Raw genomic sequence first — 19,418 nt, 5'->3', positions numbered from 1 at the left:
TTATTAGCCCAATGTGGGCATGGAGAATTGTGCATCAGTGCGCATTCCCGTCGGCCAGCGGCTGGTGGTGGTTTTCATGCGGGTATAGAACCGCACACCTTCCATGCCATGCATGTGGTGGTCGCCGAATAGGGAGGCCTTCCAGCCGCCAAAGCTGTAAAACGCCATTGGCACAGGGATCGGCACATTGACGCCAACCATCCCCACTTCAATTTCTTCGCTAAAGGAGCGCGCCACATCGCCATCGCGGGTGAAGATTGAAACGCCATTGGCATATTGATGACCATGGATCAGCTCAACAGCATCCTGATAGGAATTGCGGCGGATCATGGTGAGCACCGGACCAAAAATCTCTTCTTTGGAAATGGTCATGTCCGGTTCGGCATGGTCAAACAGCGAGCCGCCAATAAAGAAACCATCTTCATGGCCTTGCGGCTTTTTGAAGGTGCGCCCATCCACAACCAGCTTTGCGCCTTCTTCAACGCCCTTATCGATATAAGAGGTGACTTTGGCCAAATGCTCGCCAGTGACGAGTGGCCCCATTTCCATGCCTTGCTCAAGCGAAGGGCCAACTTTCAAGGCTTCAATTTTTGGCACTAGTTTTTCCACCAACGCATCAGCAATCGCGTCAGTCACAGGTACGGCCACCGAGATGGCCATGCACCGTTCGCCTGCCGAACCATAGGCTGCGCCCATCAAGGCATTGGCCGCCATGTCCAAATCAGCATCTGGCATGATCACCATATGGTTCTTTGCGCCGCCAAGGGCTTGTACCCGCTTGCCATTGGCCGTGCCTTTTTGGTGGATATATTGCGCTATGGGGGTGGAGCCAACAAAGCTGATGGCTTTCACATCGGGATGCTCAAGCAAGGCATCCACGGCCACTTTGTCGCCATTGACCACGTTGAACACGCCATCTGGTAATCCTGCCTCTTTTAGCCACTCAGCAATCAACATAGGTGCTGATGGATCGCGCTCACTCGGCTTTAGGATGAAGCAATTGCCTGTGGCCAGCGCGACGGGGAACATCCACATTGGCACCATGGCGGGGAAGTTAAACGGGGTGATGCCTGCCACCACGCCCAATGCTTGGCGCACCATATGGCTGTCTACGCCTGTGCCAACATTTTCAGAAAACTCACCTTTTAAAAGGTGGGGCATGCCAGTGGCAAATTCTACCACTTCAAGCCCGCGGGTGACTTCGCCCTGCGCGTCGTCAAACGTTTTGCCATGTTCAAGCGACACAACACGAGCGAGTTCATCCAACCGATCCCATAGAATGGTTTTGAACTTGTCTAGAATACGTACTCGACGCAGGGCAGGTGTTTTGGACCATGCGGGCCATGCAGCTTTGGCTGCTGCAGCCGCTTGATCGACTTCCTGCGTGCTGGCCAGCGCGACTTGTGCGCTGACTTCGCCGGTTGATGGGTTGAACACATCTTTTGCCTGACCCGATGTGCCCGCCACTTGCTGATTAGAAATGAAATGTCCAATAGACGTCATGATAATCGCTCCTTTGCCTTTGGATCACCATATACATTGCAAAAATGGAACTAAACGCGCATAATTGCGTAACTGAATTGCAAAAAGCGAAATAAGATATGAATTGGGACGACGCGCGAATGTTCCTCGCGGTGGGGCGCCATGGTCAATTTTTGGCCGCGTCCCGCACGCTTGGCATCAACCAGGCCACATTAAGTCGGCGGATTTCGGCATTGGAAGCTGATGTCGGCAGCAAATTGCTGGTGCGCCGCACCAATGGCTGCGAGTTGACCGAAGCGGGGCGCAAAATGTTGACGGCATTGGAACAGGCCGAAAGCAACATTATGGACGGGCTCGAAGGCGTGTCGCATCAAGATTCTGATGTCAGTGGCACCGTGCGGATCGGTGCACCAGATGGCTTCGGCATTGGCTTTTTAGCGGCGCGACTTGGGGCGCTGGAGGCAAAACACCCCAATTTGAAAATTGAACTGGTGCCCGTGCCGCGCAGTTTCTCACTTTCTCAGCGCGAAGCGGATATCGCGGTAATGGTGGGCCGGCCAGATAAGGGCCGCTTGGTGGTCCGCAAGTTGGTCGATTATAGTCTGGGGCTCTATGCCGCTAAGAGCTATCTGGACCAAGCAGGTCGTCCGCAATCACGCAATGATCTGGCAGATCATAAATTGATCGGCTTTGTAGACGATCTCATCTATGCACCTTCACTGGACTATGTGCAGGAATTTTACCGCGGGTGGCGATCTAGCGTTGCCGTGTCGAGTGCGACAGGGCAGGTGGAAGCGGCAAAAGGTGGCGCGGGCATTGCCATTTTGCACGATTATCTTGTTTTGCCAGAAAGCGGCCTAGAGCCTGTTTTACCCGATTTGAAGATCACTCGATCCTACTGGCTGGCCGTGCATGAGAGTCAGCGCAACTTGGCGCGCATTGCAGCGGTGAATGACTTTTTGATAGAGATAGTAGGCAAAGAACGAAACCTGTTTGCCTAAAGCGGCGCAGTGCTTTGCCGGGGGATGAGTTTCACATCTACTTGCTGCACAGGTGTTGTTTGCGGCGGCAGGCGATTGGCGAGTTGGTCCAGAAGATAAGAGGCGGCCAAAACACCGATTTGCGTGCGGTTCTGCCGGATGGTGGTGAGCGACGGAATGAAGCTGCCTGCAATTTCAATATCATCAAAGCCGACCACTGAAATATCATCCGGCACTTTCAGGCCGCGACGCGATGTTTCGGAGATAAAGCCCATGGCAATCAGGTCGGAGCCGCAGGTAATTGCCGTTGGGCGTTCTGTCATCTCCATAAAGGAGCGGGCGGCTTGTGCGCCCGCATCAAGAGAGAATGCGCCGCCATCGATAAAGAAATCGCGGTTGATGGACAGGCCAAGTTGTTCCATCGCGCTTTCAACGCCGCGCAAACGCTCTTTTGTCAGCACATTATTGCGCGGGCCGGATATATGGCCGATTTTACGATGGCCTAAACTGTGCAAATGCTCGACCGCCTGAACGGCGCCGCCAAAATTGTCGCTACGGACGGAGGGAAACTCAAACTCAGGCTTCCATTCGCAAGCAAAGATAATGCGATTGCCAAATGCGGAATTTTGCATCTGTGTAAGGACATCACGCGGAATAGCACCATCGAGAATGATCATGCCATCCGCGCGCATATCCATGAAGTAGTCCAAAAGATTGTCTTCGCGTATGCCCTTGGTGTCTGACACCAGCAAACTCAAATCTGAGGTGGTGAAAACACTCTCAATTCCGGATAGAATTTGCGAAAAGAACGGGTTGCCCAAATCCGGGAGCAGGGCAAGGATTGCATCCGACTGCCGCTTTCGCAAGTTTTTCGCGGCGCGATTCACGCGATATCCAGTGCGCTTAACGGCGTCTAAAACCAGTTCGCGGGTTTTCTCGGAAACCAAATCCGGGTTGGAAAGGGCGCGGCTTACCGTGGCTGTGGATACTCCAGCAACGGTTGCAACATCTTGAATTTTGGGGCTTTTCCCGTCCATAAGTTGCGGTCCTTTTCCTCACCTTCTTCCAGTCATAAACAAATTCTTGACAAAATCAAATCTTTGATTGATCGTTTGTAATCGATTACAGAAAACGATTGCAGTTGAATGTAATCGATTGCACCAACTTTGCTGGTAGGAGGCCAGAAAAAGCGGGTGCGAACGGTCGATTTTAGGGAGGAACAAATGGACCAATTGAAGAAAATTCTAATCGCAACCTCAGCTATGGGCGCGATGAGCTTGGGCAGCGCAGCGCTGGCCGCTGATCTGGAAGTCACACACTGGTGGACATCTGGCGGCGAAGCAGCAGCTGTGGCTGAATTTGCCAAAGCATTTAACGAGAAAACAGACCATAATTGGGTGGATGGCGCTATTGCTGGCTCTGGCGGCACAGCGCGGCCAATCATCATCAGCCGTATTTTGGGCGGGGACCCAATGGCGGCAACTCAGTTGAACCACGGTCGTCAGGCGGAAGAGCTGGTCGAAGCCGGATTGATGCTGGATTTGACCGATGTAGCTGAAGCTGAAGGCTGGCGCGATGTGGTACATCCTGTGTCCCTGCTAGATAGCTGCACCGTTGACGGGCGCGTTTATTGTGTGCCGGTGAACATTCACTCTTGGCAATGGCTATGGTTGAGCCATCAGGCATATGCCGATGCGGGCGTTGATGTGCCAACAGACTGGAGCGAATTTGTTGCAGCGGCGCCAGCATTGGAAGCTGTAGACAAAGTGCCATTAGCTATGGGCCAGCAGGGGTGGCAAACCTCAGGCGCATTTGGCGTGATCAATGTGGCCATTGGCGGGCTTGATCTTTGGCGCAAAATCAATGTGGACAAAGACGCGGCAGCAGCAGCGAGCCCAGAAATGTTGGAAGTGTTCCAAGCTTTTGCTGAAGCACGCTCATTGTCGTCTGGCTCGAATGTTCAAGACTGGAACTTGGCCACCAACATGGTGATCACTGGACAAGCTGGTGGGCAAATCATGGGCGACTGGGCCCAAGGTGAGTTCCAAGTTGCTGGCCAAACTGCAGGCGAAGACTATACCTGTTTGCCAGGTCTGGGCGTGAACGAAATTATCTCCACTGGTGGTGACGCGTTCTACTTCCCAAAAACGGATGATCCCGAAATCACCGCCGCACAAAAAGAATTGGCAAGCCTGATGCTCTCCAAAGAAGTGCAGGTGGCGTTCAACCTGAAAAAAGGCTCTCTGCCTGTGCGGGGCGACGTTGACCTGCAAGCAGCAAACGACTGCATGCGCAAAGGCCTCGATATCTTGGCCAAAGGCAACATTATGCCAAGTGGTGACCAGCTGTTGACTGCGGATACTTCGTCACAAATCGAAGATTTGCTGGTCGAGTTCTGGAGTGACACCAGCATGACGGCAGAAATGGCGCAGGAACGCTACGCCGACATCATCTCAAACGCTGACTAATTGCTCCCGCGACCGGAGCTGGTTCTTCGCCTAAGCATAAGAGCCAGCTCTGCGCTCAAGGTTCGCGCGTCGACGAAACGTGCGAACCCTTTCGCAAGACTTGAGAGGCATTTCACATGGCGGGCGCAAAACAACCCGTGCGCATTTTGCGCAATTTGAATGCGAAAATCGCGGCACTGCCCATGATCGCCACGGCGTTGGTGATTTTTGTGGGCTGCACAGTCTGGACGATTGTTCATTCATTCACAAAATCCAGATTGCTGCCGAAACTCGAATTCGTCGGCTTCGATCAATATGAACGACTTTGGAGCACACGCCGCTGGCTAATCTCAATTGAGAATTTGGCTTATTATGGTATTGGCTCACTTGTGTTCTCGCTTACCATCGGCTTTTTGCTCGCAGCTTTGCTCGATCAAAAAATCCGCTTTGAAAACGCATTTCGCACCATCATTCTCTATCCGTTTGCCTTGAGCTTCATTGTGACTGGCCTTGTATGGCAGTGGATACTAAACCCTGAATTTGGCATTCAGCACATTGTGCGCTCGCTCGGTTTCGAAAGCTTCGTGTTCGATCCGCTTTATACGCCAGACATTGTGATCTTCGGCGTTTTGATCGCTGGGCTGTGGCAGGGCACAGGTTTCATCATGGTGATCATGCTTTCCGGCTTGCGGGGCATCGATGGTGAAATCTGGAAAGCGGCACGCATTGATGGCATTCCGAAATGGAAAACCTATCTTTTCATCGTCATCCCGATGATGCGCCCGACCTTCGTGACTGCGCTCGTATTGATCTCGGCTGGCATCATCAAAGTTTATGATCTTGTTGTGGCGCAAACCAATGGCGGGCCGGGCATCGCCTCTGAAGTGCCAGCCAAATATGTTTATGACGCCATGTTTAGAAGCCAGAATTTGGGGCAGGGCTTCGCCGCTTCCACCATGATGCTGCTTAGTGTGCTGGTGGTGCTGATCCCCTGGGCATATTTAGAATTTGGGGGCCGCAAAAATGGCAAATAATGCAAAAACCATAAGCGCATCAGGCGTAGAGCCGCGCGGGCCGAAACCGCGTCCCATGCTGTCGCCGCGCAACATCATGATTTACGGCACTTTGTTCATCGTAGCGATCTATTATGCATTGCCCCTCTATGTGATGGTGGTGACCAGCCTGAAAGGCATGCCAGAAATCCGCCTAGGCAACATCTTCGCGCCGCCAGTTGAGGTGACGTTTGAACCTTGGGTAAAGGCGTGGGCTGAAGCTTGCACTGGACTAAACTGCAATGGGTTGAGCCAAGGTTTTTGGAATTCAGTCAAAATTCTTATCCCATCGGCCGCTCTGTCGATCTTGATCGCTTCGATCAATGGCTACGCTTTGGCCAATTGGAAGTTCAAAGGCTCGGAGGTGTTTTTCACCATTTTGATCTTTGGTGCTTTTGTGCCTTATCAGGTGATCATCTATCCAATCGTGATCATTTTGCGGGAATTGAACCTGTTCGGCAAATTGGGCGGCCTTGTTATGGTGCATGTGATTTTCGGTATGCCGATCCTCACCTTGCTGTTCCGCAATTATTTCACTTCACTCCCCGAAGAGCTGTTTAAGGCGGCACGTGTGGATGGGGCAGGTTTCTGGGGTATCTATTTCCGGATCATGCTGCCTATGTCTTTGCCCATCTTTGTGGTGGCGCTGATTTTGCAGGTCACTGGGATTTGGAACGACTTCCTGTTTGGCGTGATCTACACCAAGCCAGACAATTACCCGATGACAGTGCAGCTCAACAACATCGTCAATTCGGTGCAGGGCGTGAAGGAATATAACGTCAATATGGCTGCAACCATGCTCACGGGCATTGTGCCGCTCATCATCTATTTCGCATCAGGCAAACTATTCGTGCGCGGCATCGCTGCTGGCGCGGTGAAAGGTTGATCATGACCAGTGTTTCTATTCAAAATCTTGATCTTAATTTCGGCAGCGTGAATGTGCTGAAACAGTTGAACCTCTCCATCGAAGAAGGGGAGTTTCTGGTGCTGCTTGGCGCTTCAGGCTGCGGCAAATCCACGTTGCTTAATTGCATCGCTGGTTTGCTGGATGTGAGTGACGGACAGATATTCATCAATGGCAAAAACGTCACATGGGCCGAACCAAGCGAGCGTGGCATCGGCATGGTGTTTCAATCCTATGCACTTTATCCGCAAATGACGGTGAAGGGTAATCTCAGCTTCGGATTGAAAAATGCCCGTATGCCGAAGCAGGAGATTGAAGCGCGTGTGGCACGCGCCGCTGAAATTTTACAGATCGAGCCCTTGCTAGATCGCAAGCCCGGCGCGCTATCCGGCGGGCAACGTCAGCGGGTCGCCATTGGCCGTGCCTTGGTCCGTGACGTGGATGTGTTTCTATTTGATGAGCCGCTCTCAAACTTGGACGCCAAGCTACGGGCAGAGTTGCGAGTGGAAATCAAACGACTTCACCAAAAGCTCGGCAACACCATGATCTATGTGACCCATGATCAGGTGGAGGCAATGACGTTGGCCGATCGCATTGCCATTATGCGCGGAGGTTTAGTGCAGCAATTGGCCAGCCCCGACGAGATCTATAATCGCCCAGCCAACAAATATGTCGCCGATTTTATCGGTTCGCCCGCCATGAATTTCTTTGAGGGGCAAATTGATGCGGATGGCAAATTCAATGTCGGTAAGCTGACCATAGACCTCAAAAACTATGATTTCGCCGATGGTACGGCCAAAGGCAAACATTGGCTGGGATATCGACCAGAACATGTGGTGCTGGGCGAAGCAGCGCTGAGCATGCCTGTGCATGTGGAAGCTTTGGCAGACATTGTGGAGCCGATGGGATCTGATACGTTGATCTGGACCAAGATTGAAGGACATGATTTCCGCATTCGCACAGACGGGCAGCAAAAAGTGGCCGCAGGTGATCGGCTTATTGTGGGCATGGACCCACGCTTTGCCTCAATTTTTGATAAAACAACCGAAGAACGCGTGTAGGACGAATAAAATGGATTTGAGTTTTCAATTATATAGCGCCCGTAACTTCCAACCTTGGAGTAAGGTTTTTGCGGCTTTGGCGGATTATGGCTATGCTCAGGTTGAGGGTTTTGGCGGGATGTTTGACCAGCCGGATCAATTGGCTGAGCTGTTAAAAACCACGAGCTTACGCATGGATTCCGCGCATTTTGGCCTAGACCAACTGGAAGATGATTTCGACAATAGTCTCGCCATCATCAAACAACTTGGCATCAAATCTGTCTTTTGTCCGTATCTGGACGAAGCGGATCGCCCGAATAGTGTGGCCGGTTGGGAAACATTTGCCCAACGGCTGGCCTCAATCGGCGATAAGCTGGCCTCCAACCACATCGCCTTTGGCTGGCACAATCACGATTTTGAGTTCAAGGCGCTGGATGATGGGCAATTGCCGATGGACATCATCTTGCAAAGCGCGCCCACTTTAGAGTGGGAGGCAGATATTGCTTGGGTGCATGTGGGCGGGCACAACCCGCTGGACTGGATTGAAAAATATAAAGACCGTATGACCGCCATCCATGTGAAAGATCGGGCGCCTGAAGGTGAAAATCTGGACCAAGATGGCTGGTGTGATGTTGGCGAGGGCGTGTTGAACTGGCAGGAGATTTTGGATGCGGTGCGCAGCAAAACCAACGTCAAAATTTTTTGCGTTGAGCACGATAATCCGGCAGATGCATTTGCCTTTGCACAAAACTCATTCAACAATATTCAGAAATTTTAGGGGGCAATATGGCCAATAAACTTGGTGTCGGCATCATCGGATGCGGCAATATCTCTGCAGCCTATATGCGCCTCGCGCCCATGTTCAACTCCATTGAAGTGCGGGCGTGTGCCGATTTGAACCGTGAGGCAAGCGCCGCGCGTGCGGCAGAATTTGGTTTGCGTGACCTATCAATTGATGAGCTTCTCGTAGCGGACGATATTGATATTATTGTCAATTTAACCGTGCCTGCGGCGCACTTTGAGGTGAGCAAAAGCATTTTGGAGGCAGGCAAACACGCCTATTCCGAGAAACCATTTGTACTGAGCGTGGACGAGGGCAAAGAACTCGCGGCAATCGCTAAAGTGCGCAACCTCTATGTTGGCAGTGCGCCAGATACGTTTATGGGCGGTGCCCACCAATTGGCGCGGCATCTGATCGATGAAGGTGAAATTGGCAAGGTGATTGCCGGGTCTTGCCATGTGATGAGCCACGGCATGGAGGATTGGCATCCCAATCCGGATTTCTTTTTCCAGCCGGGTGGCGGCCCCGTTTTGGACCTCGCACCATATTACATCACCAATTTGGTGAATATGATTGGACCGGTGAAGCGCGTTGCGGCGTTGGCCACCAAGGGGTCGGATACCCGCACCATCGGCAACGGGCCGCGCAATGGCGAGAAAATTCCGGTAGACACCCCAACCAATATCCATGCGCTGCTCGAATTTGAGAATGGTGCCACCGTCACCATGTCCAACTCGTGGGACGTGTGGGCCCACCGCCACGCAGAAATGGAAATTTACGGGGCAGAAGGCAGCCTGTTTGTGCCGGACCCGAACTTCTTTGGCGGCGATGTGGAACTGGCCAAATCTGACGGTCAAATCAACAAGGTGCCCATGTGGGACCATGCATTTGCGAAGCCAAACGAAGAGGATGGCGCAAACTACCGCACCGTCGGACTTGCAGATATGGCAGACGCGATCATCCACAACCGACAATTCCGCTGCTCAATCGACTTGGCATTGCATGTTGTCGATGTGATGCTGGGAATCTTGAAATCCGGCGAAACAGGCGAGTTTGTCGCCATGACAACAAGCTGCGCCCGACCGGCTGCGTTTAACCCCGAACATGCCAAATCGCTTTTGGCTGATTGAAGGGAATAATAATGACAAAGAATATGAAGGGGCCGGGCATCTTTCTGGCTCAATTTCTAGGCGACGAAGCGCCTTTCAACAGCCTTGAAGGCATGACCAAATGGGCGGCCAATTATGGCTATAAAGGCGTGCAGATTCCCGTTTGGGACAAGCGTGTTTTTGATTTGGATAAAGCGGCGACGTCTCAAACCTATTGCGATGAAATTAACGGTATTTGCGCGGAAAATGGCGTCGAGATTACCGAGCTTTCAACCCATATGCTGGGGCAGCTGGTTGCGGTGCATCCTGCCTATGATGTGCAATTTGATGGTCTTGTGCCACAAGAGGTGCAGAACAACCCCAAGGCGCGGCAACAATGGGCCGTTGATGGCGTGAAGAAAGCCGCGAAGGCTTCTCGCAATTTGGGACTAGATGTCACCGTGTCCTTTACCGGTTCGCTGGCATTCCCGTACATCTATCCTTGGCCGCAGCGCCCAGATGGATTGATCGATGAGGCATTCTCCGAATTGGCGAATCGCTGGCACCCCATATTTGATGAATATGAGGAGCAAGGTGTCGACATTGGCTTTGAGTTACACCCCGGCGAAGATGTGTTCGACGGCATTACCTTTGAAATGTTCTTGGACAAGGTGAAGGGCCACAAGCGCTGCACGATCAATTACGACCCGTCACACTTTTTGCTGCAACAGCTCGACTATCTGGACTTCATCGACATCTATCACGAGCGCATAACTGCCTTTCATGTGAAGGATGCCGAATTTACCCCATCTGGCCGCCAAGGCGTTTATTCCGGCTACCAGCCATGGCTGAACCGGGCAGGGCGTTTCCGCTCGCTTGGCGACGGCCATGTGGATTTCAGCGGCATATTTTCGCGTTTGGCCACCCATGGTTATGAAGGCTGGGCTGTGTTGGAATGGGAATGCTGTTTGAAGCATCCTGAAGATGGCGCACGCGAGGGCGCACCTTTCATTGCCGACCATATGATCCGCTTGACCGAACAAGCATTTGATGACTTTGCGGGCGGCGAAACTGACCGTTCCGCGCTCAAAAAAATGATGGGCATAGACTAGGAGTATGGCGATTCACAAAAGATTGAAACTTGGCATGGTGGGCGGCGGCCAAGGCGCCTTTATTGGTGCAGTGCATCGCATTGCAGCCCGCATTGATGATGAATTTGAACTGGTGGCAGGGGCATTGTCTTCCAAGCCTGAGGTCGCTCAACAATCCGCTGCCCAGCTCGGCATCGCGCCAGATCGCGCCTATACCGACTTCAATGAAATGGCCAAAGCAGAAGCCGCGCGAGCCGACGGCATCGATGCAGTGTCAATTGTTACGCCCAACCATATGCATTTTCCGGTCGCAAAAGCTTTTCTGGAACAGGGCATTCACGTAATCTGCGATAAGCCGCTCACTGCAAATTTGGATGAGGCCAAGCAATTGGCCGAAATCGGCAAAACCAGCAAAGCCGAATTTGTGCTGACCCATAATTACTCCGGCTATCCCATGGTGCGGGAAGCGCGACATTTGGTGCAAAGTGGCGCGCTGGGCAAACTGCGTCGGGTCAATGTGGAATATGCACAAGATTGGCTAAGCGAGGCGATCACCGACCCGGAAAACAAGCAGGCTAGTTGGCGGGCAGATCCAAAACAAGCGGGCAAAGGCGGTGCAATTGCCGACATCGGCACCCATGCCATGCAATTGGCGAACTTCATTACGCTACAAGCGCCTGAAACCCTTTCGGCGGATCTAACAAGCTTCGTTGAAGGGCGTTTGGTGGATGATGATGCGCATATGATGTTGCGCTATGCCAGCGGCACAAAAGGCTATTTGCTCGCCACACAGGTGGCGCCGGGCAATGAAAATAATCTGCGCATTCAAATTTATGGCGACAAGGCAGGGCTGACATGGGCGCAGGAAAATCCAAATCAACTCTGGTTTGCACCGCTCAACGCGCCAAAGCAACTTCTGACCAGAGGTGGGCATGGCACATCTGTGCAAACGCAAGGCCAAACGCGCGTGCCGCCAGGGCACCCAGAAGGCTATCTTGAAGGCTTTGCCACCATTTACCGAGACGCGGCAGATTTAATCCGAAACGGGCGCGGCGAAAATTGCTTATTGCCGACGCTTGAAGATGGCCTGCGCGGAATGCAGTTTATTGATGCTGCGATCCAATCATCTGCACAAGATGCAGTTTGGACCAGAATTGGCGATTGATATGCCAACGGAAAAGGCGGCCCCGAAGGACCGCCAGTTTTTTAAGGCATTGGTGTGAATTGGCGACCAGCAATATGCGTGGTTAACAAATCCAAATTTAGCTCCAGGGCGGAGAATGAATAGCCAAACGCGGCGTAAGGGAAGAAGATCATCTGATCGATTTCACAGGCATGTAACTGAGCGCACCAGTTTGGTAGAAACTTCTCCAACCCAGCCCGCACTTCTTCTGGGCCCGCGCTGGCTTCGTTGCCGTAGAAATTAATGATGAAATCACCATCGATAAGCTGGATTTGCTCAGGGCTAACGCTAAAGCTGCGTTTGCCTTCGTCAAGGATTGGCTGTGGAAGATTTAGCCCCAAATCATCAAGCGCCACGGTGAGGGCGCCTAAATCGGTGTAGGCGTAAAGTGTTTCGCCTGCTGGGAAGGAGAAGCTGACGCTAACTGTGATATCTTGTTCTTCTGGAAAGTGATTTTGAACCGTGGTGAGTTTATTTTCGTAATTGTCCAACAACCGCTCATAGGTGTCCAATCGGCCAGCCGCGTCGGCCAGTTTTTTCATGCCGTCTTTGACAGGATATTTGTTTGGATCAATGTAAAGCGTTGGCGCAATGCGGGACAATGGCTCCACAAATTCATCGCGTTGGGTGAAGATCAGATCAGGCTTAAGCCCAGCGATCTTTTCGTAATCTAAATCATTGTAAGTGCCCAAAAACTCAATATCTGAATTGGCTAAGCTGATGCCCAACAAATCGGGGACGGTGCGCAAGAATGGCGTGCCATCCCCAGTCAACCGGCCAGCGCTGCCCACCACAGGCACCCTAAGCTCCAATAGAGGCAGGGTGAGGCGATTGTCATTTTGTGAGATAACGCGCTCAGCCCGCGCAGGCACTTCAACCTGACGGCCCGCATCATCAGTAAAAATTCTCGTCTCAGCGGCAGAAGCTGTATGCACCATCAAGCTCAGCAAAATGGTGAGCGGTAAGAGTAATGTTCGCATGATTTTTTTCCTTATTGTTGTGCGACCTAATTGAAAATTCAAAGTTCGGTGCGGGCCTGCTGTCGCATGATGAGCCAAACGAAAAGTGGTACGCCAATAATCGCCGTGACCAAGCCCGCAGGGATTTGCACCGGAGCGAATGCGGTGCGGCCAAACAAATCGGCAACCGCGACCAAAAGGCCGCCAACGGCTGCCGTGATGAGAAGATGCACACCAACACCAGAATGGGTGAGCCGGCGTGTAACATGCGGTGCAACCAGCCCGACAAAGCCGAGAGGTCCCACGGCTGCTACGGCGAAAGCCGCCAATGCCACGGACAGCATGATCAAGCCCCACCGCGCAATCGAAACATTCACGCCCAATCCAGTGGCGGTTTCCGGCCCCATGCGCATGGCTGCCATTGGGCGGCTTGCCCACATCAAGATGGGCAGCAAGGCGAACAGACAGGCGCTGGTAAGCCAAACATCTTGCCAGTTTGAAGCATGCACAGAACCGGCGAGCCAGCCCAACGCGGCTGTAGCGCGGTTGATGTCGCCATAGGTCAAAAGGGCGGATGTGCCAGCGGAAATGAACGCCGCAACGCCGACACCAGTGAGAATAAACCGCATGGTGGAGCTGCCCGTGCGACCGGCAGAAATCCACTGGATGACAAATGCGACAACCAACGCGCCGCCAAAGGCGTAAAGCGGGCGATAATAATAGCCAAGCTCCGGCATCAACACGGTGAGAGCAACAACGGCAAATCCAGCACCTTGGCTGACGCCGACCAAAGATGGATCAGCCAAGGGGTTGCGGGTTATATTTTGCAAGGTTGCGCCAGAAAGGCCCAACAAGACGCCGACCATGATCGACACCAGCACCCGAGGGAACCGAAACTCCCACACAATAGTTGTGCCTGTTTCGTCGGCGGGGCGTTGCCACAGAATATCCAAAACCTGACTTGCAGATAACGGGTAGCTGCCGAGCATCAGCGATAGGCCGATGATGAACAACAACGCGATCATCATGCCGAACAGCACCCATAAAGCGCGGACGGGCAGGCGCAATGCGAGTTTTTGGTTCGGTGTGCGAACAATCAGGTCAGGCTTCATAATTTTGCCCTCACCAACCACACGAAGAAGGGTGCGCCTAAAAGGGAGGTGACCAGCCCGGTCGATATTTCAATCGGCGCCAAGGCAATGCGGGCGACAATATCCACGAACAATAAATAGACGGCGCCTACCAGAGCGGAATAGGGCACAACGAAACGATAGTCGGTGCCAACAAACAGGCGCACAGCATGGGGGATGACCAGACCGATAAAGCCTAAAGGGCCGGAAAGAGTGACCGCTGATGCGGTGAGAGCAACAACTGCAATTAAGCTCAAGACTTTCACCTGAGCCACGTTCACGCCCAAACCGATTGCCACCTCATCGCCCATCACCAGAGATGTGATCTGCCGTGCAACAGCGAAAGAAACAAGAAAGCCAACCAACAGCCAGGGCAGACACCACATCATGTAAGACATACGGTTGCCATTGATGGTACCTGTCAACCAAACCCGTAATTGGTCAAAATTATCTTGGTCAAGCAACTGCACCGCAGCAATGATGGCGCCAAGAAACGCAGTGATGGCGGCACCTGCCAAAATCAAGGTGAGGGGACGTGCGCCGCCGGGCGCGGAAGACGCAATCCAAAACACCAGCGCAGAGGCCGCCAAGGCGCCCCCAGCAGCAACCAAAGGCATGATAGGCACAATGGCGCTTCCCCAAATGCCGAAGCCGACAACAACGGCGAATGACGCGCCCGCCAAAAGTCCCAATAGGCCAGGGTCGGCGAGTGGATTGCGCGTAAGGCCCTGCATCAAAGCCCCGGAGACAGCCAAGGCGGCACCCACCACCATGGCGATCAGCGCACGTGGCATACGCAAATGCCATACAACGATGTGATCAAACACAGTTTCATCTCGTGCGATCAGCGCGGTGAACACATCAGATAGCGGGATAGCCTTGGCACCGATTGAAATGTGTAAGGCAAAGAACAGGGCGATGACCGCAGCCATCAAGCCGAGGCGCCCAACTTCGCCAAATTTTTGAATTGTCATTATTTCGCGGCGTCCATCAGCCATTCAGATTGGGCATGCACACCGGACGGCCCGCTTCTGCGTCAAAGATAACGCGTGCATCTAGGCCGAAAACAGCGCGTAAATTTTCGCGTGTGAAAATGTCATTCACATCGCCTTGCGCAATGATTTCACCACTGCGCATCATCACCAAGTTATCAGCGTAAGCAGCTGCAATGTTCAGTTCATGCAATACGATGACCATGGTTTTACCAGCCTCTTTGGCAGTCTTGGTCAGCAAGTTCATCACATCGACCTGTACCTTCAAATCCAAAAAGGTCGTGGGTTCGTCTAAAAGCACCAAATCCGTTTCTTGAGCGAGGGCCATGGCGATCCAGCAACGTTGACGCTGTCCGCCAGACAGGGCATCGATGGGGCGTTCAGCAAACTGCGAAATGTTGGTCACTTCCATTGCCCAATCAACTGCGGCGCTATCATCCTTCGTCCATTGTTTCAGCAATGTTTGGTGGGGGAAACGCCCTTGCGCCACCAATTCACGCACCTTTAAGCCTTCCGGCGCAATCGGCCCCTGGGCGAGTAATGCCATTTGCTGCGCAACTTGGCGCGTGGGCAATTGGTGCACATTTTGCCCGTTAAGGCTGACGCTCCCTTCGCTAGGCGTCAGAATGCGGGCCATGGTTTTCAGTAAGGTAGATTTGCCACACCCATTTGGCCCCACCAGAATGGTGATTTCACCCTCTGGGACATCCAAATCAATATGCCTCAGAATTGGTGTTTCACCATAGCCCGCGCTGATATTTTGCGCCCGCAAGCTGATTGGCTTTTGCGTCGCTGGTTTTTGCGCCAGCGGCAAGACCTTCACTTTTTCATTGTGATAAAAATCTTTCGCCATTTGGGCCATGTGAAACTCCAATTCAAAAGGGGTGGGCCATTGGCCCACTAATTGCGCGTAACGTGCCTTACGGACGGTCGTCTTCATGTGTTGTTGGGTCGCCATCAAGTGCCATTTCAATGGCTGCTTCCAGCCGATCAATGGTGTAAGGCAGGCTCAATAAAGAGGCATGGGAGAATGCGCCTGTGACCTCTTTGCCCAAAAACACTTCCCGACCGTCTTTCACCACATTGAGGAAAGGCCGTGCTGCCAACTCTTCGATGGGGCCAAACTCGCCAGTTGAAGAAAGCCAGATCAAAACATCGGTATCCAGCGGCGTTAAATCTTCGGGGGACAATTCCGCCCAGAAGGCATCGCCAACCGCATCATCAATTTTTTGCGGCGTGCCGAGCCCCATATTGGCTAGCAGCAACGGGCGAATATCGTTGGAGGCATAAACACCGGGCGTGCCATCCCATGCCGTCGCCACAGCAACATTTTTGCCCTGCCATTCAGGGTGATTTGCCTTCACGTCCGCCAATTGGTCGCGGATTTTTTGCACCTTTTCTTCGACAAGTTCTTCCACACCTGCCGCACGCGCGGCGATCATGGCGCGTTCGTCCCACGGCAAGGCATAATCGCCAACACCTTCAGGCACCGCAACAACTGGCGCAATAAGGCTGAGGCGCTCATAATCTTCAGCGCTAATGCCGGACCAAAGGCCGATAATCACATCTGGTTGTGCGGCGGCAATGGCTTCGAAATCCAACTCGCCCCGTAAAATGGTAGGCTCCGTTGTGAGCGAGGGGGCCGCCCATGGCCAAACCACACTGTCATAATCGCCATACCAATAGCGGATGGTGACGGGCTGGATACCCAGAGCCAGCAAATCATCTGCCCCGGCATAATCGATGGACGCCACGCGTTCCGGCTTTTCTTCAATAATACTGGTGCCAAATTTGTGCTCGATTGAGAGCGGAAACTCTTGGGCCAACGCTGTGGTGCTGGGCGCAACCAGCATGGCAGCGGCACCAAGATATCGAAGTGCTTTTTGCATTGTGAAATTCCTATTTGCTTAAGACAATTGTCGCAGGGTCGCCATCAATCGCCGCTTCAATCTGTGGCACCAACGCATCAATCGCGGCGTCAAGACTAATCAAGGAGCCATGCGAAAGGGCGCCATTGGTGATGGAGTTGGTGGACATCATAATTTCGCGTCCCTCTTGTGCGGCCTTAAGTGTGGGGCGTAGCGGCAAGTTTTTGATCTGCTCTTCAGACTCTGGTGTGGTGAACCAAAACAACACATCGGCATCGAGTATGGGCAGCTCTTCTTCAGAGATAGTGACGTAGAATTCGCCCTTTTTGGAGATGTTCTGCACACTAGGCGCAACCGTAAGCCCCAAACCTTCGATAAACTTCACACTTGAATCATATGCGGAATACACGCCAACACTGCCGTTCCAATAGGTGGCCATGGCGAAGGTCTTACCGGCCCATTCAGGATGTGAGGCTGAGACAGACTTAATTTTCGCGCGTATCTCATCAATCTTGGCAAGCGCTTCATCTTCCTTGCCCAACACGCGGCCTGCCAATTGTGCCTGCTCATGCCATTGCAGCTCATAATCGCCATAGCCAGGCGGCACCGCCACAACAGGTGCAATTTCGCTCAGCTTTTCATATTCTTCTGCGCTGATGCCAGACCGAATAGCCATAATCACATCTGGATTGGTTTTGGCAATTTGCTCGAAATTCAACTGGCCGCTCAACACTTCCGGTTCGATGGAAAGCAGGTCTTGCGCCCACGGCCACACTGCATTTGGATAATTGCCAAACCACAGTCGTGTCGTCAGTGGCTGCTCTCCAAGCGCGAGAATGTTGTCGTGCCCAGCATAATCAACTGTCGCAATCTGCTTAGGTTGCGCCTCAAGCACAGTTGTGCCGAATTTATGGTCGATTGTGAGCGGATATGTCTGCGCAAAAGTGGGCACAGCCAGTGCCAAAAAAGCGCCCAAAATCGCAATATTCTTTTTCATTATTATCCTTTCGACTGCCGGCGGCAGCGCTGGTTATGCGACCTTTGAATTGTGGGATTAGGCAGCGTGTTCTACTGCATATTTGTCGCGCAAATGCGTTTGTAGCCGGGCGATCATGCTGTCTTCATCGCGCAGCACGCAGGTGGAACAATATTCACCGCCATCTGAAGTGTAATAGCGACAGCAACCGCCACGCTTTCGAAACCATTCTGAGATTTCAGGCCGTTCGGGCAGTTTGATTTGAATAAAACCGCTCTGTTTGGCGAAAAGCTTGCCGCCTTTGGTTTTTAAGATCTGCTCTGCAATCCGCATGGCAGGCATCACGCAATTGAAGTTTTCGCCCTGCACCAAAAAGGCGGTCGCCAAACTGTCGCCCACAAGCCGCCACAGCGCAGGTTTCGCGAGACCGGAAGCTGCATGGTTTGCCTCAACAAGCGGGGTGAACAATTGCTCAAGCATTTGTGTGAAGTGGGCGACAACATCTTCATCAGATGCCGCCAAGCGCCAAGCTGTTTGCGCGCTGTCGAGGCTGATATCGGCCGCATTCATGGTGCCGCTTTGCCCATTCTTGTGCCAAGAGACTTGACGCAAATGCAGGGTAAATGCGGCGAGGTCGGCGTCATCCAGCCACATATTGTTCATGGCATAGCCCGCAATCGGGCGAAGGATCGCCCATGACATGCGACCCATAGAAAAGGCGGCGCCCATTTTAATGTCGGCACTCGGATAATGAACCGTCGCTAGCTTAAACAAGCGCGGCAAATCCGCAGATGTTAAAGCGCCAATATTTTGTCCCTCAAGACCATTGGGTGCAAAAGAAAGGCGAGGGGAGAAAGCACTTTCATCGCGGTTGATGGCACTCAGTAAGTGAACCAGCTTATCTTGGGTCGTTGCAGGAGCGACAGGCATATCGGCCTCACAGTTTTGAATAACTGGAGTTCAATAATCATAATAGAATGATGTACGCAAGTTTAACTGGAGTAATTTGGTATAGTTTAATTTCAGGTGGCTTTGCAGAGGTTGACTGCTCTCTGGATTATGAAATTACAAATATATATCAATGTGTTGGGAATGATCCCAACGGTTGGTGCTATGGTGGATTTCGGTGAAGAATGAAGCCGTAGTCCACAAGATGCCCAAAAATTCAGAAAATTTTTTCCTGTTTAGAAGCGATCTAATCTTTAGTGCTTTCAGTGGAAACTATCGATTATATATCAGTATGTTATGCCGAAAGTCAGAATCATTTTCTTATAAGCACTGCCAAACCTCCTATTTTTTAGTTTAGGGCACGCGACTACTGCGGTGCCACAAAGTGCTTGCGACTTTGAAAAATGATAACTCAAAATATAAACGTTTATATTTTGAAAAATATATGCCATAACTAATTGAGAATTTGATTCCGGCTGACGCGTAAATTGTGCAGC

Annotated in this window: 18 protein-coding genes; 9 read left to right on the top strand and 9 right to left on the bottom strand. The window is 52.3% G+C overall.

The genetic code is table 11. The features are described from left to right. Nucleotides 1–3: 3 nt before the first annotated feature. Nucleotides 4–1,503 carry a CoA-acylating methylmalonate-semialdehyde dehydrogenase gene (locus ACP15Y_RS02530; RefSeq protein ID WP_424981434.1) on the bottom strand — a complete coding sequence of 500 codons (1,500 nt, stop codon included), beginning with the start codon at nt 1,501–1,503 and terminating at the stop codon, nt 4–6. Between the two features lie 98 nt (nt 1,504–1,601). Between ACP15Y_RS02530 and ACP15Y_RS02525 the strand changes: the two genes are divergently transcribed. Next, on the top strand, nt 1,602–2,483 hold the full coding sequence (locus ACP15Y_RS02525) for a LysR family transcriptional regulator (protein ID WP_424981433.1): 882 nt from the start codon (nt 1,602–1,604) through the stop codon (nt 2,481–2,483). Here the strand turns inward: ACP15Y_RS02525 and ACP15Y_RS02520 are convergent. After that, a complete protein-coding gene (locus tag ACP15Y_RS02520; protein WP_424981432.1) occupies nt 2,480–3,499 on the bottom strand; it encodes a LacI family DNA-binding transcriptional regulator in 1,020 nt (339 codons plus the stop codon). The genes ACP15Y_RS02525 and ACP15Y_RS02520 overlap by 4 nt on opposite strands. Nucleotides 3,500–3,685: 186 nt before the next feature. On the opposite strand from ACP15Y_RS02520, the gene ACP15Y_RS02515 reads away from it, so the two are divergent. The 8 genes from ACP15Y_RS02515 to ACP15Y_RS02480 all read left to right on the top strand — a co-directional run bounded on the left by ACP15Y_RS02515 (nt 3,686) and on the right by ACP15Y_RS02480 (nt 12,030). Beyond that, nucleotides 3,686–4,930, top strand: coding sequence for an ABC transporter substrate-binding protein (locus ACP15Y_RS02515; RefSeq protein WP_424981431.1), 1,245 nt, complete (start codon nt 3,686–3,688; stop codon nt 4,928–4,930). Nucleotides 4,931–5,046: 116 nt separating this feature from the next. Next, entirely contained in the window at nt 5,047–5,943 is an 897-nt protein-coding gene (locus ACP15Y_RS02510) for a carbohydrate ABC transporter permease (RefSeq protein ID WP_424981430.1), read from the top strand. Beyond that, a complete protein-coding gene (locus ACP15Y_RS02505) occupies nt 5,933–6,847 on the top strand; it encodes a carbohydrate ABC transporter permease (protein ID WP_133570807.1) in 915 nt (304 codons plus the stop codon). The genes ACP15Y_RS02510 and ACP15Y_RS02505 overlap by 11 nt, the downstream gene beginning before the upstream one ends. A 2-nt stretch (nt 6,848–6,849) precedes the next feature. Continuing rightward, the gene (locus tag ACP15Y_RS02500) at nt 6,850–7,926 is read left to right on the top strand and encodes an ABC transporter ATP-binding protein (protein ID WP_424981429.1); all 1,077 of its coding nucleotides are present in this window, start codon (nt 6,850–6,852) and stop codon (nt 7,924–7,926) included. Nucleotides 7,927–7,936: 10 nt separating this feature from the next. Further along, nucleotides 7,937–8,683 (top strand): sugar phosphate isomerase/epimerase family protein, encoded by a 747-nt coding sequence (locus ACP15Y_RS02495; RefSeq protein WP_424981428.1) that lies wholly within the window; start codon nt 7,937–7,939, stop codon nt 8,681–8,683. Nucleotides 8,684–8,691: 8 nt separating this feature from the next. Beyond that, nucleotides 8,692–9,816 carry a Gfo/Idh/MocA family protein gene (locus tag ACP15Y_RS02490; protein ID WP_424981427.1) on the top strand — a complete coding sequence of 375 codons (1,125 nt, stop codon included), beginning with the start codon at nt 8,692–8,694 and terminating at the stop codon, nt 9,814–9,816. Between the two features lie 11 nt (nt 9,817–9,827). Beyond that, the gene (locus ACP15Y_RS02485; protein WP_424981426.1) at nt 9,828–10,886 is read left to right on the top strand and encodes a sugar phosphate isomerase/epimerase family protein; all 1,059 of its coding nucleotides are present in this window, start codon (nt 9,828–9,830) and stop codon (nt 10,884–10,886) included. Between the two features lie 4 nt (nt 10,887–10,890). Then, nucleotides 10,891–12,030 (top strand): Gfo/Idh/MocA family protein, encoded by a 1,140-nt coding sequence (locus tag ACP15Y_RS02480; protein WP_424981425.1) that lies wholly within the window; start codon nt 10,891–10,893, stop codon nt 12,028–12,030. 41 nt (nt 12,031–12,071) lie between these two features. Here the strand turns inward: ACP15Y_RS02480 and ACP15Y_RS02475 are convergent, their stop codons facing one another. The 7 genes from ACP15Y_RS02475 to ACP15Y_RS02445 are packed head-to-tail and all read right to left on the bottom strand — an operon-like array spanning nt 12,072 to nt 18,903. Next, entirely contained in the window at nt 12,072–13,028 is a 957-nt protein-coding gene (locus ACP15Y_RS02475; protein WP_424981424.1) for an ABC transporter substrate-binding protein, read from the bottom strand. Between the two features lie 38 nt (nt 13,029–13,066). Next, nucleotides 13,067–14,119, bottom strand: coding sequence for a FecCD family ABC transporter permease (locus tag ACP15Y_RS02470; RefSeq protein ID WP_424981423.1), 1,053 nt, complete (start codon nt 14,117–14,119; stop codon nt 13,067–13,069). Then, nucleotides 14,116–15,111 carry a FecCD family ABC transporter permease gene (locus ACP15Y_RS02465; protein WP_424981422.1) on the bottom strand — a complete coding sequence of 332 codons (996 nt, stop codon included), beginning with the start codon at nt 15,109–15,111 and terminating at the stop codon, nt 14,116–14,118. The genes ACP15Y_RS02470 and ACP15Y_RS02465 overlap by 4 nt, the downstream gene beginning before the upstream one ends. 16 nt (nt 15,112–15,127) lie before the next feature. Further along, on the bottom strand, nt 15,128–15,991 hold the full coding sequence (locus tag ACP15Y_RS02460) for an ABC transporter ATP-binding protein (protein WP_424981421.1): 864 nt from the start codon (nt 15,989–15,991) through the stop codon (nt 15,128–15,130). A gap of 58 nt (nt 15,992–16,049) precedes the next feature. After that, nucleotides 16,050–17,018, bottom strand: a complete 969-nt coding sequence (locus ACP15Y_RS02455; RefSeq protein ID WP_424981420.1) for an ABC transporter substrate-binding protein — start codon at nt 17,016–17,018, stop codon at nt 16,050–16,052. Nucleotides 17,019–17,028: 10 nt separating this feature from the next. Further along, a complete protein-coding gene (locus tag ACP15Y_RS02450) occupies nt 17,029–17,994 on the bottom strand; it encodes an ABC transporter substrate-binding protein (protein WP_424981419.1) in 966 nt (321 codons plus the stop codon). Nucleotides 17,995–18,051: 57 nt separating this feature from the next. Continuing rightward, nucleotides 18,052–18,903, bottom strand: a complete 852-nt coding sequence (locus tag ACP15Y_RS02445) for a (2Fe-2S)-binding protein (RefSeq protein WP_424981418.1) — start codon at nt 18,901–18,903, stop codon at nt 18,052–18,054. Nucleotides 18,904–19,418 lie beyond the last annotated feature (515 nt).

It is taken from the genome of Maritalea sp. S77 (assembly GCF_049801075.1).
Taxonomy (GTDB): Bacteria; Pseudomonadota; Alphaproteobacteria; order Rhizobiales; family Devosiaceae; genus Maritalea.
The sequence above is the reverse complement of the archived record's forward strand: the minus strand, read 5'-3'. Positions and strand labels throughout refer to the sequence as shown.

Bases quoted from the DNA above. Each gene is read 5' to 3' on its own strand.
- ACP15Y_RS02530 (WP_424981434.1), bottom strand. From the start codon at position 1,503: ATGACGTCTATTGGACATTTCATTTCTAATCAGCAAGTGGCGGGCACA.
- ACP15Y_RS02525 (WP_424981433.1), top strand. From the start codon at position 1,602: ATGAATTGGGACGACGCGCGAATGTTCCTCGCGGTGGGGCGCCATGGT.
- ACP15Y_RS02520 (WP_424981432.1), bottom strand. From the start codon at position 3,499: ATGGACGGGAAAAGCCCCAAAATTCAAGATGTTGCAACCGTTGCTGGA.
- ACP15Y_RS02515 (WP_424981431.1), top strand. From the start codon at position 3,686: ATGGACCAATTGAAGAAAATTCTAATCGCAACCTCAGCTATGGGCGCG.
- ACP15Y_RS02510 (WP_424981430.1), top strand. From the start codon at position 5,047: ATGGCGGGCGCAAAACAACCCGTGCGCATTTTGCGCAATTTGAATGCG.
- ACP15Y_RS02505 (WP_133570807.1), top strand. From the start codon at position 5,933: ATGGCAAATAATGCAAAAACCATAAGCGCATCAGGCGTAGAGCCGCGC.
- ACP15Y_RS02500 (WP_424981429.1), top strand. From the start codon at position 6,850: ATGACCAGTGTTTCTATTCAAAATCTTGATCTTAATTTCGGCAGCGTG.
- ACP15Y_RS02495 (WP_424981428.1), top strand. From the start codon at position 7,937: ATGGATTTGAGTTTTCAATTATATAGCGCCCGTAACTTCCAACCTTGG.
- ACP15Y_RS02490 (WP_424981427.1), top strand. From the start codon at position 8,692: ATGGCCAATAAACTTGGTGTCGGCATCATCGGATGCGGCAATATCTCT.
- ACP15Y_RS02485 (WP_424981426.1), top strand. From the start codon at position 9,828: ATGACAAAGAATATGAAGGGGCCGGGCATCTTTCTGGCTCAATTTCTA.
- ACP15Y_RS02480 (WP_424981425.1), top strand. From the start codon at position 10,891: ATGGCGATTCACAAAAGATTGAAACTTGGCATGGTGGGCGGCGGCCAA.
- ACP15Y_RS02475 (WP_424981424.1), bottom strand. From the start codon at position 13,028: ATGCGAACATTACTCTTACCGCTCACCATTTTGCTGAGCTTGATGGTG.
- ACP15Y_RS02470 (WP_424981423.1), bottom strand. From the start codon at position 14,119: ATGAAGCCTGACCTGATTGTTCGCACACCGAACCAAAAACTCGCATTG.
- ACP15Y_RS02465 (WP_424981422.1), bottom strand. From the start codon at position 15,111: ATGACAATTCAAAAATTTGGCGAAGTTGGGCGCCTCGGCTTGATGGCT.
- ACP15Y_RS02460 (WP_424981421.1), bottom strand. From the start codon at position 15,991: ATGGCCCAAATGGCGAAAGATTTTTATCACAATGAAAAAGTGAAGGTC.
- ACP15Y_RS02455 (WP_424981420.1), bottom strand. From the start codon at position 17,018: ATGCAAAAAGCACTTCGATATCTTGGTGCCGCTGCCATGCTGGTTGCG.
- ACP15Y_RS02450 (WP_424981419.1), bottom strand. From the start codon at position 17,994: ATGAAAAAGAATATTGCGATTTTGGGCGCTTTTTTGGCACTGGCTGTG.
- ACP15Y_RS02445 (WP_424981418.1), bottom strand. From the start codon at position 18,903: ATGCCTGTCGCTCCTGCAACGACCCAAGATAAGCTGGTTCACTTACTG.